Raw genomic sequence first — 13,989 nt, forward strand, 5'->3', positions numbered from 1 at the left:
CGACGAAGCCGCCCTTGGGGCGGCTTCTGTTTGCGGGCTGGCATCCGCTTGGCGCGTAGGGTGGGCTTCAGCCCACCTTGGCGAGACAGTGGGTTGAAGTCCGCCCTGCGGTTTAGGGCAGGATGGCCAGGATGGCTTCCGGCGGGCGGCCGATGGCGGCCTTGCCGTTGGCCACCACAATGGGACGCTCGATCAGCTTCGGATGCGCGACCATTGCCTGCAGGATGGCTTCGTCGCCCAACGCGGCGTCATCCAGGCCCAGCTCCTTGTAGTCCGCCTCGCCCGTGCGCAGGAGCTGGCGGGGCGTCATGCCGAGCATGCGCAGCAGGGTCTGGAGCTCGTCCATGCTGGGCGGCGTATCCAGGTAATTCACGACCTCGGGTTCGATGCCGCGCGCCTGCAACAGTTCCAGCGTGCCACGCGATTTCGAGCAGCGGTTGTTGTGATAGATGCGCACGCTCATCAGCGATTGCCGTGCCGGTTGCCGCCGCGACCGCCCGACGGGCGACTGCCGCCGCTGTGGCCCTGCGGACGGTTGCCGCGGTTCTGCGGCCGGCCGCCCTGGCCAGGCGCGCCACCCTGGCGGTTGCCGCGATTGGCGCCACCGCCACCGCCACCGCCGCCACCGCCGAAGCCCGCGTAAGGACTAGCGTTGCGTGCATCACCGCCGCGGCCAGCGCCGGGCTTGCCGCCACGGCGATTGCCGCCGGCCGGATTGCCGCCAGCCCGGTTGCCCGACGGGCCGCGGGCGCCGCCCTCGCGGCTTTCGCCGGCGAACCAGGTACGCACCGAGGGCAGCTCCTGGCCCGGCGCCACGCCGCGCTTGTTCTTGCGGCGGCCGGGGTTGGCCGGGCGCTCCGGCCGGGCGACGTTGCCGTTCACTTCCTTGCCGGGGCGGCGGCGCTGCTGCTTGCCGCGCACCGGTTCCTCGCGGATGCGGTCGAATGCGCGCAGTTCGCGCGCCTCGTCGTGGTAGGCACCGCTCCAGCCGGTCGGCGCACCGCGCTCGGGGCGGTATTCGGTGACGCTGCGGCTGGCGCGACGCTGGTGAAGCACGGGGCTGAGCGTCAGCACCGGCTGGGCCGGGCCCAGGCCGGCCGACTTGCGCAAGTCCTTGATCGCGTCCTCGGAAAGCGACTCGCTCTCGCCGCGGCGCAGCGTGCGCGGCAGCTCCACGCTGCCGTAGCGGATGCGCTTGAGGCGGCTGACCAGGAAGCCCTGGGAGTCCCACAGGCGGCGCACTTCGCGGTTGCGGCCCTCGCGGATCACCACGCGGAACCAGCTGTGGCTGCCGCCGCGACTGATGATGGCGATCTCGTCGAAGCGGGCGGGACCATCTTCCAGCTCCACGCCGGCCTTGAGCTTCTCGATCACCTCGTCAGGCACTTCACCGTGCACGCGGCAGAGGTACTCGCGGCCAAGGCCGCTCTTCGGGTGCATCAACGCATTGGCCAGCTCGCCGTCGGTGGTGAGCAGCAGCAGGCCGGTGGTGTTGATGTCCAGGCGACCCACAGCGACCCAGCGCGCGCCCTTCAGGCGCGGCAACTGCTCGAACACGGTGGGACGGCCTTCGGGATCTTCGCGGGTGGTCACCACGCCCTCGGGCTTGTGGTACAGCAGCACCTCGGTGTCGTCGCGGTTGTCGGTGGCGACAACGAACTGCTTGCCGTCGAGCACCACGCGGTCGCCGGCGTGCACGCTGGCTCCGATCCCGGCTGGCTCGCCGTTGAGTTCGACCTCGCCACCCTGGATGCGCTGCTCCAGCATGCGGCGCGAGCCGAGGCCCGCGTTGGCCAGCACCTTGTGCAGGCGCTCTTCAAGGGCGGGGTTGTTGGCCTCTTCGCGGGGTTCGCGCTTGAGGGTCAAAACGGATTTCTGCGGCGCAGTCATGCGCGGTACTCCTCGGTGTCCTGCTCGGCGGCGTCTTCGTCGACGTCCGCAGGGGCTGCTGCCTCGTCGGCAGTGGCGGATGGGGTGGGCGTCTCGTCGTCGGACGCGGCGGTGGTTTCGATGGCGTCGGCCGGTTCGGCCTCGGCGTCGGCGGGCGTTGGCGCGTCGCCGGTGGCTGCTTCGTCCGGGCTGGACTCGGCGGTGATCTGATCGGCTTCGGTGGCTTCTTCCGACGTGGCGTCAGCGTTTTCCTCGTCCGGATCGATCGGCAGGTCCTTGATCACCCGCGGCGGCAGCGGCTCCTGGTCGAGCCGCAGCTGCGGGTCTTCCATGTCGCGGATCTCCGACAAGGGCGGCAGTTCGTCCAGCGACTTGAGGTTGAAGTAGTCGAGGAAGGCGCGGGTGGTGCCGAACAGCGCCGGCCGGCCGGGCACGTCGCGGTGGCCAACCACGCGGACCCACTCGCGCTCTTCCAGCGTCTTGATGATGTTGGAAGAGACCACCACGCCGCGGATCTGCTCGATCTCCGGCCGGGTGATCGGCTGGCGGTAGGCGATCAACGCGAGGGTTTCCAGCAGCGCACGCGAGTAGCGGCTGGGCTTCTCGGTCCACATGCGCGACACCCACGGGTGCACGTCCTGGCGGACCTGGTAGCGGAAGCCGGAAGCGACTTCCTTCAGCTCCACACCGCGCCCGTTGCAGTCTTCGCCCAGCGCCTCGAGCGCGCGCGCGATGGCCTCGCGGTCGACCTGGTCCTCTTCGACGAACAGCTCGCCCAGCTGCGCCACGGTGAGCGGCTGGCTGGCGGCGAGCAGGGCTGCCTCGATGATCGGTTTGAGTTGCTCGATCTGCATGGCCTGATGATTTTCGGGAAGCCGGCGCCTACTCGGCGGCGGCGGACACCGGCACGTCGTCCGGCAGTTCGGCGCTTTCCTCGGCAAGCGAGGCCTTCGCCTTGATATAGATCGGCGCCAGCGGTTCTTCCTGCACGACTTCCACCAGCATTTCCTTGGCCAGCTCGAGCATCGAAAGGAACGTCACCACGACGCCCAGGCGGCCTTCGTTGATGTCGAAAAGGCTTTCGAACCGGTGGAAGACGCCATCTTCGAGCCGGCTCAGCAGTTCGCCCATGCGCTGGCGCACGCTCAGCGCCTCGCGCTTGATCGCGTGGTGGCCGAACAGTTCGGCGCGGTGCATCACATCCTTGAGCGCCAGCAGCATTTCCTTCAGGTCCAGCGGTGGCGGCAGCTTGACCACGTTGCGCTCGCCGACTTCGGCGTGCACTGCGACCGTGTCGCGTTCGACGCGGGGCAGGGTGTCGATATCCTCGGCCGCCTTCTTGAAACGTTCGTATTCCTGCAGGCGGCGCACCAGTTCGGCGCGCGGGTCGTCCTCGATGCCTTCCTCGGCGGGCGGCCGCGGAAGCAGCAGGCGCGACTTGATCTCGCCCAGGATCGCGGCCATCAGCAGGTACTCGGCCGCCAGCTCCAGGCGCATCACGTCCCGCATCATGTCGATGTATTCCATGTATTGCCGGGTGATCTCGGCAATCGGAATGTCCAGGATGTCTAGATTCTGGCGACGGATCAGGTAGAGCAGCAGGTCCAGCGGCCCCTCGAACGCCTCGAGAAAAACTTCCAACGCGTCCGGCGGGATGTACAGGTCCTGCGGCATCTGCAACAACGGTTCGCCGCGCACGACCGCCAGCGGCATTTCCTGCTGCTGGGGGATCGACGCGAAGGCGTCCTGCGACGGTGCGGCCGGCTGCTGCGGTTCTGTGCTCATCAATGCATGTCGTGAGGCCGCTCACGCGGCCGGCAATGCGTTCAAACCTTTCGTCCTGGCCGGGCGTCGCCCTGCGGACGGTATCCCCTCGTGACCGCGGCTTCAGGCCGACGGCCGGTCAAGCTGGCTTGCCGCTTTCGGCGCAGCCGTCGCCGCGGTATCGCATGACGAAGCCGCGCCACGGCGGTTCGGTCAGGCGGCTCAGGCGACCACCAAGGCGCCCGTGCTGGGCATCAGGCCCCGAAGCGGACGCAAGACAGGATGGCGACGCGGCGCCACGGACGGTTCAAATCGATCTGCCGGGAACCTGGGAAGCATGCCGCGATGGCCGGTATCGACCGGCACGGCGCACGCTGGAACCGGGCATGGCGACAGGTTAGCGGTAGCGTTGCGGCAAGTCCAGTATATGCCCGCGGGTGGGGCAGCATGTGACACGTTGTGTCGTGCTTGCAGCCGAGCGCGGCAGTTCGGGCGCTCGGCCGATGGAGCGTCGGATGATGTCGCCCCGATCCATGAATGGCATGATGCTTGCTTTTACCGGTGTGAGGGCGATCGCGTTCGCGCTACGCGCGCGGGCCGCTGAATGCCGGCGGCTGTGGGCGGCAACAAGGTTGTCGATGGGGCGCAGGATGCGTCGTACGATCACAGGGACGTCACGGGGGCGCGGGTGCGCTTCGACTTGGGGAGCTAGATGACGATCGAAGACAACGTGGCGGATGAATCGGGCCCCAAGTTCCTGCGGCCCGCGCGCATGCGCATCGAAACGACCGTGCTGATGAGCCATGGGGTGCAGTCCCATCCGACCGAACTGGTCGACATTTCCGCCACGGGCGCGCTGTTGCGCCGACCGCTGGGTTGGCAGGGCGAGCTGGGGCAGGCGTGGGTGCTCGACATGATTTTCGGCCGCGACCTGCACATCCACCTGGAGGCGGTGGTCGCGCGCATTTCCGACCGCCACATCGGTTTCGCCTATTCGCGCATTCCGGAAGACAAGCAGGTACCGCTGTGGAACCTGCTCGGTGGTTACGCCGACATCCTGGAGCATTGGCGGGAGGAGTGAACCCGCCTTGCGAGCCCGAGGAGCCCGCTAGCGGGCGATGCTCCTGCTGAACGGTACGAAGAGCCTTGCCCGCACGCCGGCTCTACAAGAAGTGTCTGTCAAGCGGGAGTTTTCTTCTGCTCGTTGCGCAGCTCGCGACGAAGAATCTTGCCCACGTTGGACTTGGGCAGCGCATCGCGGAATTCGATCTGGCGCGGGCGTTTGTAACCGGTCAGGTTGTCGTGGCAAAACTGCTTGAGCACGTCGGCGGTCAGCGCCGGGTCCTTGCGCACCACGAAAAGCTTCACCACCTCGCCGGAGTGCTCGTCCGGCACGCCCACGGCGGCGACCTCGGCCACGCCCGGATGCTGCATCACGACGTCCTCGACCTCGTTCGGATACACGTTGAAGCCCGAGACCAGGATCATGTCCTTCTTGCGATCGACGATGTAGACGTAGCCGTTCTCGTCCATGCGGGCGATGTCGCCGGTGTGCAGCCACCCATCGGTGCCCAGCACCTTGGCGGTCTCCTCGGGTCGCTGCCAGTAGCCCTGCATCACCTGCGGGCCGCGCACCATCAGCTCCCCGGTTTCGCCGATCGCGAGCGGCTGGTTTTCTTCGGACCAGATCGCGACATCGGTGGAAGGCACCGGCAGGCCGATCGAGCCGTTGTACTCCCGCAGGTCCAGCGGGTTGATGCACACCGCCGGGGAGGTTTCGGTCAGGCCGTAGGCCTCGGCCAGGGTGCAACCCGTGGTCTTTTTCCAGCGCTCGGCGACCGCGCGCTGCACCGCCATGCCGCCGCCCAGGGTCAGGTGCAGGCGGGAGAAGTCCAGCTCCGCGAAACCTGGCGTGTTGAGCAGGCCGTTGAACAGGGTGTTGACGCCGGTGAGCGCCGTGAAACCGGATTTCTTCAGTTCCTTGACGAAGCCCGGCATGTCGCGCGGATTGGTGATCAGCCAATTCAGACCACCAAGGCGCATGAACACCAGGCCGTTCGCCGTCAGCGAGAAGATGTGGTACAGCGGCAGCGCCGTGATGATCACCTCTTCGCCGGGCTTGGCCAGATCGCCGATCCAGGCGCTGGCCTGCAGCATGTTGGCGACCATGTTGCCGTGGCTGAGCATCGCGCCCTTGGCGACGCCCGTGGTGCCGCCGGTGTACTGCAGGAAGGCGAGGTCGGCGTGGCCCAGCTGCACCTTGGGCATCGGATGTGATGCGCCCTGTGCCAGTGCGTCGCGGAAGCGCACTGCCTTCGGCAGCGAGTAGGCCGGCACCATCTTCTTGACGTGCTTGAGCACGAAGTTGACCAGCGCGCCCTTGGGGAAGCCCAACAGGTCGCCGATGCCGGTGGTGACCACGTGCTCGACGTGGGTCTGGTCGATGACCTCCTGCAACGTGGAGGCGAAGTTGTCCAGCACCACGATGGCCTTGGCGCCGGAATCCTCCAACTGGTGCTTCAGCTCGCGGGCCGTATAGAGCGGGTTGGTGTTGACCACCACGACGCCCGCTCGCAGCGCGCCGAACAGCGCGATCGGATACTGCAGCACGTTGGGCAGCATGATGGCGAGGCGGTCGCCCTTCTTCAGGCCCAGCACACCGGTGAGGTAGCCGGCGAACTGGCGGCTCAGGATCTCGATCTCGCCATAGCTCAGTTGCTTGCCGAAGCTTGCGAAAGCCGGTTTGTCGCGGAACTTGCCGAAGGCTTCTTCCACCACCTCCGCCACCGACGCGTAGGCGTTGACGTCGATCTGGGCGGGTACGTCATGCGGATAGTGGGCAAGCCACGGACGCTCGTTGCTCATGTACTGTTCCTGTTCCCCGTTCGGCCTTGCGGCCGAGGCATTGGAGCATACGCCCGCGCACGGCGGCAAGCCGCGTTGCGGCGAGGATCGGAGGGTTCATGCAAGTGCGAAAAATGCTGTCTTCCGTTGGTTTTGCGCTGGTGCTCGCGGTAAGCGCCGGATGCCGGCACGCGCCTGACGAAACACGCATTCGCGAGGCGATCGCATCCGCCGAACAGGCTGCCGAACAGGCCGATGCCGGCGGCGTGGTCGAGCCACTCAGCGAGGACTTCGACGGCAATGGCGGCCGGCTCGGGCGGAAAGAGATCGCGAACCTGATCCGGCTGGCGCGTCTGCGTGGTGAGCACGTCGGGGTGACGCTCGGGCCGATTTCGGTGGAGCGGCGCGGCGAGCGGCTGGTGGCGGACTTCACCGTGACGCTCACCCAGGGCAGCCGCCTGCTACCGGATGCGGCGGGCGTGTACCAAGTGGAAACGGCGTGGCGCAGGGATGGGGACGAGTGGCGCTGCTACAGCGCGACGTGGAAGCGGCAGCTTTAGCCCGTTGGCCTGTCGCTCACAGTTCCCGTGCGCCTCCTACCGAGCCTTCCCCCGCTTGCGGGGGAAGGTGCCGACAGGCGGATGGGGGAAGCCTGGCGAAAGGCTTCCCCTCACGAAGCGGACCCTTGATAGGGGAGTCTGAGGCAAGACCTCCCCCATCCGCCCTCCGGGCACCTTCCCCCGCAGGCGGGGGAAGGAACATCCGGATGCAGGGGACTACGGAAACGAAAAGGCCGCCCGGAGGCGGCCTTTCGCTGGATCCAGGCGCTAGCCTCAGGCCGCCTTGCGGCCGGCCAGCTGGCGCAGCACGTACTGCAGGATGCCGCCGTGGCGGAAGAAGTCGCGCTCCTTCGGCGTGAGCAGCATGACGTGCACGGCGAACTCCTTCTTCGTGCCGTCGGCCGCGGTGGCGATCACCTTGGCTTCCTTCGACTCGCCGCCTTCCAGGCCCAGGATCTCGATCGACTCCTTGCCGGTCAGCCCCAGCGACTGCGCGTTCTCGCCGTGCTTGAACTGCAGCGGCAGCACGCCCATGCCGACCAGGTTCGAGCGGTGGATGCGCTCGAAGCTCTCGGCGATCACCGCCTTGATGCCCAGGAGCAGGGTGCCCTTGGCCGCCCAGTCGCGCGAGGAGCCGGTGCCGTATTCCTTGCCGGCGATGACCACCAGCGGCGTGCCTTCGGCCTTGTACTTCATGGCCGCGTCGTAGATGGACATCTCCTCGCCCGAAGGCACGTGCACGGTATAGCCGCCCTCGACGCCGTCCAGCATCAGGTTCTTGATGCGGATGTTGGCGAAGGTGCCGCGCACCATCACGTCGTCGTTGCCGCGGCGTGAACCGTAGGAGTTGAAGTCCTTCGGCTCGACGCCCTTGGAGATCAGGAAGCGGCCCGCCGGGCTGTCCTTCTTGATCGAGCCGGCCGGCGAGATGTGGTCGGTGGTGATCGAATCGCCGAACAGGCCCAGCACACGCGCGCCGTGCAGGTCGTCGACCTTGGACAGATCCATCGTCATGCCGTCGAAATACGGCGGGTTCTTGATGTAGGTCGAATCGTCCCAGCCGTACAGCGCGCCCTCGGCCGAACGGATCTGGTTCCAGCGGCTGTCGCCCTTGAACACGTCCGCGTAGTTCTTCTCGAACATCTGCGGGTTGATCGCGCCGGCGATGGCGTCGGAAATCTCCTGGTTGGTCGGCCAGATGTCCTTCAGGTACACCGGCTGGCCGTCGCTGCCCAGGCCGATGGGGTCGGACGTCAGGTCGATGTCCAGCGTACCGGCCAGCGCGTAAGCGACCACCAGCGGCGGCGAGGCCAGGTAGTTCATCTTCACTTCGGCGTGCACGCGGCCTTCGAAGTTGCGGTTGCCCGAGAGCACCGAGGCCACCGCCAGGTCACCGGCGCCGATGCCCTGGCTGATCTCGGCCGGCAGCGGGCCGGAGTTGCCGATGCAGGTGGTGCAGCCGTAGCCGACGATGTAGAAGCCGACCTTCTCCAGCTCCTTCAGCAGGCCGGTCTTCTCCAGGTAATCGCTGACCACCAGCGAGCCCGGGCCGATCGAGGTCTTCACCCACGGCTTGGCCTTCAGGCCCTTGGCGGCGGCCTTCTTGGCGACCAGGCCGGCACCCAGCATCACCGCCGGGTTGGAGGTGTTGGTGCAGGAGGTGATCGCGGCAATCACCACCGAGCCGTCCTTCAGGGTGAAATTCTCACCGTCCTTGGTGACGCCGACGCTGCCGCTGCCGGACTTGCGGCTGGCGGTGAGCGGGCCGACCACGTCGTGGAAGCTCTGCTTGACGCCCTCGAGCAGCACGCGGTCCTGCGGGCGCTTGGGGCCGGCCATGGACGGACGCACGTCAGCGAGGTTGAGCTCCAGCGTCGTGGTGAACTCGGGGGTGACACTGTTCTCGTCGTGCCACATGCCCTGCGCGCGGGCATAAGCCTCGACCAGCTTGATCTGCTCTTCGCTGCGGCCGGAGAGGCGCAGGTAGTTCAGCGCCTCCTGGTCGATCGGGAAAATGCCGCAGGTCGCGCCGTACTCCGGCGCCATGTTGCCGATGGTGGCGCGGTCGGCCAGCGGCAGGTGCTTGAGGCCGTCGCCGAAGAATTCGACGAACTTCCCCACCACGCCGAGCTTGCGCAGCATCTGGGTGACGGTCAGCACCAGGTCGGTGGCGGTCACGCCTTCGGAAAGCTTGCCGGTCAGCTTGAAGCCGACCACCTGCGGGACCAGCATCGACGAGGGCTGGCCCAGCATGGCCGCCTCGGCCTCGATGCCACCCACGCCCCAGCCCAGCACGCCCACGCCATTGATCATGGTGGTGTGCGAGTCGGTGCCGAACACGGTGTCCGGGTAGGCCCACAGCTGGCCGTCCTTCTCCGCGGTGAACACCACGCGGGCCAGGTGCTCCAGGTTCACTTGGTGCACGATGCCGGTGCGTGGCGGCACCACCTTGAAGTTGTTGAACGCCTTCTGGCCCCAGCGCAGGAAGGCATAGCGCTCCTGGTTGCGCTCGAATTCGATCTCGACGTTCTTCTCCAGCGCCGATTCCGAGCCGTAGGCGTCGACCTGCACCGAGTGGTCGATCACCAGCTCGGCCGGCGCCAGCGGGTTGATCTGGGTGGCGTCGCCGCCGAGCTTGACCACCGCATCGCGCATCGCCGCCAGGTCGACCACGCAGGGCACGCCGGTGAAGTCCTGCAGCACCACGCGCGCGGGCATGAAGGAGATTTCGGTGTCGGGCTCGGCCTTGGCCTGCCACTTGGCGACCGCCTCGATTTCCTTGGTGGTGACGTTGATGCCGTCCTCGTGCCGCAGCAGGTTCTCAAGCAGGATCTTCAGCGAGTACGGCAGCCGCTTGAGGTCGAAGCGCTCGCCGAACTTGGCGAGGTTGGCGTACGCATAGCGCTTGCCGTTGACCTCGAGGGTGTCGCGGATGGAAAACGAGTCTTTCATGACGGAACTCCTGGCTTGAGCTTTGAAGCGGCTGGGGAGACAGCATTGCGGCGGCCAAGCGCGCGCAAAGGCCCGTGATTATCGCAAATACCGCGCCATGCGTCCTCGCGGCGCTCGAGGTTTGGCGGGTTGGCTGGGTAGTGCGTTCGCGCGGCGCGGGCGAGCGGGGCGGCTAGAATGGTCGGGATGAGCCGACCTTCCCGCCGTTGGCCGCCAAGCATGCGACGGCCCGTCCTTCCGCACAAACGCTTTTGGTGACATGCAGCATTCGATGATTTCGACGGCGCTCTCTGCGGTATCGCTGCGCGACCTGGCGCTGGTCCAGGCCGTGCATCGGCACGGCAGCTTCAACAGCGCCGCGCGGGCCATGCACATCAGTCCGTCGGGCTTGTCCCATCAGGTGCAGAAGGTCGAACAGGCGCTGGGCGCGCCGCTGTTCGAGCGCGGCGGTCGGCGCATCGTGCCGACCGCGGGCGGGCAGCGGCTGCTGGAGCGGATCGACGCGGTGCTGGATGCGGCCGAGCATCTGCAGCAGGCGGCCCGCGCCGGCACGGTCGCCTTTGGCGGCGAGCTGCGCCTGGGCGTGCCGGCCTCGCTCGGCCCCTACCTGCTTCCGCATCTGGTCGAACCGTTCCCGCTGCATTTCCCGGCGGCCCGGCTGAGCCTGTCCGAAGGCAAGCCGCGCGGGTTGCTGCGCCGCCTGCACGAGGGCGAGCTGGATGCCGTGCTGGCGCCGCCGGCCAACGCCCCCAGCGGTATTGCCACCCGGCCGTTGTTCGCCGAACCGTGGCAGGTGCTGTTCCGGGCCGACCACCCGCTGGCTGGCCGCGCCAGCGTGTCGCTGGACGAGCTGGACGAGGCCGAGGCCACGCTGATGGCCGAGAGCCACCCGGATGGCATCGACGGGCAGGGTGGCCACGGTGGACACGTGCAGGACGTGAGCCTGGAGAGCCTGGCTGCACTGGTCGGCCTGCGTGGCGGCTATGCGCTGGTGCCTGCGCTGGCGCGCGAGCGGCTGGCTTCCAAGCCCGAACTCACGGTGGTGCCGCTGGAAGGCGCGGTGCCGGGCCGGCAAATCGCGCTGTACTGGCGAGAGGCGTCTCCCTGGCATGCGGACATCCAGGCGTTCGCCGAGCTGCTCTGCAAGGTGGCGCAGCAGCGCCCCGGATTGGCCGTGAACCTGTAGGAGCCCGCTTGCGGGCGATGCTCTTGCGAATGCCTGGCCAGGAGCATCGCCCGCAAGCGGGCTCCTACAGGGACTTTCCGGCTCAGCCGTTGTCCAGCGTCACTCCGGTCAGCAGCCCCCGCGCCAGCATGCTGCACTGGCGGCGGTTGAGGACGATCTGCCACTGCCGCCCGCCGACCTGCCGCCACAGCACGGCGGACCGTACGGCCGCCAGCAGGTTGGCGCGCACCTTTTCCACCACCGCCGGCTGCTGCAGGAACTGCGGATTGCCGCTGACCATCACGCGCGGGCTCAGCGTCGACAGGGTGGAGGCGTAGAGATCGGCCAGGCGTCGGACCACTTGCGGGGAGTCCTGCCCGAAATGGTCGACCTGCCGCTTCGCCGCAACGATGCCCTCCTGCAGTTTGGCGGTGAGCTCGGGACGGCGGGCCAGGCTGCGTTCCAGCCGCATGACGGTGACCGCCATCCGGGTCAGCCCCATGTCGCGACTGCTGTCATCGAGCTGGCCGATCAGGTTGCGCAGACCCAGCCGTACGCCGCCTACGCCTCCGTAGACGGCAGCCACCGAGGGCGCGTCGATACGGAACACACTGGCCACGCTCGACTCCATCGCGCCCTCGTCGCAGCGTCCCTGGTTGGCCAGCTGCTGTGCCAGCCCTGCCGCCTGGAACAGGCCGGCCAGCGCGAGCACGCGAGGTTCATTCATGGCGAGGGTGTCGAGCACGTCTGAAGGTCCTGCGGGAAGGGGGAAAGACCACCGTACGGCGCGTCGGTGGCCGCGATCACGGCGCCGCCCAGGCAGGCCTCGCCGTCGTAGAACACCACCGACTGGCCCGGGGTGACCGCACGCTGGGGTTCGTCGAAGTACACCTCCAGGCCGGCGCCTGACACCTGGACCTCGCATGCCTGGTCCGCTTGCCGGTAGCGGGTCTTGGCGGTGCAGCGGAACGAGGTCGCCGGAGCCATGCCGGCGACCCAGGTCGGCGCTTCGGCCCGCAGCTTTTTCGATTGCAGCCAGTGGTTCTCGCCGCCCTGCGCCACGTAGAGCACGTTTGCCGCCACGTCTTTTCCAACCACGTACCACGGCTCGCTGCGCATGCCCTGGCGCCCGCCGATGCCCAGTCCATTCCGCTGGCCCAGCGTGTAATACATGGTGCCCTGGTGTTCGCCCACCAAGGTCCCTTCCGGGGTGCGCATCTCGCCGGGACGGGCTGGAATGTACTGCGCCAGGAAGCTGCGGAAGTCGCGCTCGCCAATGAAGCAGATGCCGGTCGAATCCTTCTTGGCGTGCGTGGGCAGGTCGGCGGCACGGGCCAACTCGCGCACCTGCGATTTCTCGATCTCGCCGACGGGGAACAGCGTGGACGCCAGTTGCCGCTGGCCCAGCGCGTGCAGGAAGTAGGTCTGGTCCTTGCCCGCGTCCACCGCACGCAGCAGGCGGTACTGGCCGTCGCGCTCGTCGACGCGCGCGTAGTGCCCGGTGGCAATCTTCTCTGCGCCCAGCGCGCGCGCCTCGTCCAGGAACGTCTTGAACTTGATCTCGCGGTTGCACAGCACGTCCGGGTTGGGCGTGCGCCCGGCGCGGTACTCGGCCAGGAAGTGCTCGAAGACGCCTTCCCAGTACTCGCCGGCGAAGTTGCGTGCGTGAAAGGGGATACCCAGGCGCCCGCAGACGGCCAGGGCGTCCTTGCGGTCGGCGTCGGCGCTGCACGGCCCGTCGCGGTCGTCTTCTTCCCAGTTCTGCATGAACAGGCCTTCGACCTCGTGGCCGGCCTGCTGGAGCAGCAGCGCGGCGACCGACGAGTCGACCCCGCCGGAGACGCCCAACATCACCTTCATGGCAGGTCTGGCTCCCCAAGCAGACTGGACAGTACGTCCAGCGGCAGGCGCCGCCCCGCCAGCCAGGCGTCGATGCTGAGCAGCACCATCGGGCTGCGCAGGCGGTCGCCGAGCGCAGCGATCTCCGCGCGGGTCAGCCAGACGGCGCGACGGATCCCCGCGTCCAGCGGCCGGTGCGCATCGTGCGCCACCGCGCGCGCGGCAAAACTGAAGCGCACCACGCCCTCGCCATGCTCGGTACTGCGCCACTGGTGCACGCCCAGGAAGTGTTCCACCTGGATCGTCCAGCCGGTCTCCTCCAGCGTCTCGCGTACGGCGGCCCGCAGCAGGCTCTCGCCGTCGTCCAGGTGGCCGGCCGGCTGGTTGTAGACGAGGCGACCGCCGACTTCCTCCTCGACCATCAGGTAATGCTCGCCGCGCGCCACCACGCAGGCGACGGTGACGTGGGGGCGCCAGACGGACGAGGCGGGGGAGGTGACGGACATCGGGGAGGGGAGGGCTGGAAATGCGCCATTGTGCCATCACCTAAACGGGTCGCGTCCTGCACGACGGCGCGACTTAGGCTGCATCCATCGCGGCGTATACTCCGTACCAGTACAAAGTCCCCACGAGCAATGGCCCACGAACCCGAACACGACCCCGGCAGCGGACACGGCCTGGCCGTCGAGACCAGCCGTCCGGAACTGGCACGGCCGCCACTTTTTCAAGTTGTGCTGCTGAATGACGATTTCACTCCCATGGACTTCGTGGTCGAGGTGCTGCGCGGCTTTTTTGCCATGGACCAGGAGCGCGCGGTGCAGGTGATGCTGCACGTGCATACCCGCGGCAAGGGCGTGTGCGGCGTCTTCACCCGCGAGGTGGCGGAGACGAAAGTGACGCAGGTGAACGAGTACTCACGGACTCATCAGCATCCCTTGTTGTGCACTATGGAAAAGCTATGAGCGGCCCCATCTT

13 protein-coding genes are annotated in these 13,989 nt (G+C 67.6%); 4 read left to right on the forward strand and 9 right to left on the reverse strand.

All coding sequences use genetic code 11. The features are described from left to right. Nucleotides 1-112: 112 nt before the first annotated feature. The 4 genes from arsC to ACFWZ3_RS05025 are packed head-to-tail and all read right to left on the reverse strand — an operon-like array spanning nt 113 to nt 3,675. Nucleotides 113-463 carry an arsenate reductase (glutaredoxin) gene (gene arsC / locus ACFWZ3_RS05010; protein WP_439706688.1) on the reverse strand — a complete coding sequence of 117 codons (351 nt, stop codon included), beginning with the start codon at nt 461-463 and terminating at the stop codon, nt 113-115. Continuing rightward, complete coding sequence (locus ACFWZ3_RS05015) at nt 463-1,890, reverse strand: pseudouridine synthase (protein ID WP_439706689.1); 1,428 nt, start codon at nt 1,888-1,890, stop codon at nt 463-465. The genes arsC and ACFWZ3_RS05015 overlap by 1 nt, the downstream gene beginning before the upstream one ends. Next, on the reverse strand, nt 1,887-2,744 hold the full coding sequence (gene scpB, locus ACFWZ3_RS05020; protein WP_439706690.1) for an SMC-Scp complex subunit ScpB: 858 nt from the start codon (nt 2,742-2,744) through the stop codon (nt 1,887-1,889). The genes ACFWZ3_RS05015 and scpB overlap by 4 nt, the downstream gene beginning before the upstream one ends. Before the next feature lie 28 nt (nt 2,745-2,772). Further along, nucleotides 2,773-3,675 carry a segregation and condensation protein A gene (locus ACFWZ3_RS05025; RefSeq protein WP_439706691.1) on the reverse strand — a complete coding sequence of 301 codons (903 nt, stop codon included), beginning with the start codon at nt 3,673-3,675 and terminating at the stop codon, nt 2,773-2,775. 691 nt (nt 3,676-4,366) lie between these two features. Between ACFWZ3_RS05025 and ACFWZ3_RS05030 the strand changes: the two genes are divergently transcribed. Then, nucleotides 4,367-4,735 carry a PilZ domain-containing protein gene (locus tag ACFWZ3_RS05030; RefSeq protein ID WP_424683440.1) on the forward strand — a complete coding sequence of 123 codons (369 nt, stop codon included), beginning with the start codon at nt 4,367-4,369 and terminating at the stop codon, nt 4,733-4,735. 98 nt (nt 4,736-4,833) lie between these two features. Here the strand turns inward: ACFWZ3_RS05030 and ACFWZ3_RS05035 are convergent, their stop codons facing one another. Further along, nucleotides 4,834-6,519: an AMP-binding protein gene (locus ACFWZ3_RS05035; protein ID WP_439706692.1), complete on the reverse strand. Its 1,686-nt coding sequence runs from the start codon at nt 6,517-6,519 to the stop codon at nt 4,834-4,836. A 98-nt stretch (nt 6,520-6,617) separates the two neighbouring features. Between ACFWZ3_RS05035 and ACFWZ3_RS05040 the strand changes: the two genes are divergently transcribed. After that, nucleotides 6,618-7,058, forward strand: a complete 441-nt coding sequence (locus ACFWZ3_RS05040) for a hypothetical protein (protein WP_439706693.1) — start codon at nt 6,618-6,620, stop codon at nt 7,056-7,058. Nucleotides 7,059-7,331: 273 nt separating this feature from the next. Here the strand turns inward: ACFWZ3_RS05040 and acnA are convergent, their stop codons facing one another. Next, nucleotides 7,332-10,010, reverse strand: coding sequence for an aconitate hydratase AcnA (acnA, locus tag ACFWZ3_RS05045; RefSeq protein ID WP_439706694.1), 2,679 nt, complete (start codon nt 10,008-10,010; stop codon nt 7,332-7,334). 259 nt (nt 10,011-10,269) lie between these two features. Here acnA and ACFWZ3_RS05050 point away from each other — a divergent pair, with 259 nt between their 5' ends. After that, nucleotides 10,270-11,196, forward strand: coding sequence for a LysR family transcriptional regulator (locus ACFWZ3_RS05050; RefSeq protein WP_439706695.1), 927 nt, complete (start codon nt 10,270-10,272; stop codon nt 11,194-11,196). A gap of 82 nt (nt 11,197-11,278) precedes the next feature. Here ACFWZ3_RS05050 and hflD read toward each other — a convergent pair whose 3' ends face one another. From hflD to ACFWZ3_RS05065, 3 genes are read right to left on the reverse strand one after another with little or no spacing between them, the layout of a single operon-like run. Beyond that, nucleotides 11,279-11,902: a high frequency lysogenization protein HflD gene (hflD, locus tag ACFWZ3_RS05055; protein WP_439706869.1), complete on the reverse strand. Its 624-nt coding sequence runs from the start codon at nt 11,900-11,902 to the stop codon at nt 11,279-11,281. Further along, nucleotides 11,899-13,035: a tRNA 2-thiouridine(34) synthase MnmA gene (gene mnmA / locus ACFWZ3_RS05060; RefSeq protein ID WP_439706696.1), complete on the reverse strand. Its 1,137-nt coding sequence runs from the start codon at nt 13,033-13,035 to the stop codon at nt 11,899-11,901. The genes hflD and mnmA overlap by 4 nt, the downstream gene beginning before the upstream one ends. Further along, a complete protein-coding gene (locus ACFWZ3_RS05065; protein WP_439706697.1) occupies nt 13,032-13,520 on the reverse strand; it encodes an NUDIX hydrolase in 489 nt (162 codons plus the stop codon). The genes mnmA and ACFWZ3_RS05065 overlap by 4 nt, the downstream gene beginning before the upstream one ends. Nucleotides 13,521-13,649: 129 nt before the next feature. Between ACFWZ3_RS05065 and clpS the strand changes: the two genes are divergently transcribed. Further along, on the forward strand, nt 13,650-13,976 hold the full coding sequence (clpS, locus tag ACFWZ3_RS05070) for an ATP-dependent Clp protease adapter ClpS (RefSeq protein WP_091332759.1): 327 nt from the start codon (nt 13,650-13,652) through the stop codon (nt 13,974-13,976). The last annotated feature ends 13 nt before the right edge of the window (nt 13,977-13,989 follow it).

The sequence above is a fragment of the Frateuria sp. GZRR35 genome (assembly GCF_051900415.1).
GTDB lineage: Bacteria > Pseudomonadota > Gammaproteobacteria > Xanthomonadales > Rhodanobacteraceae > Frateuria_A.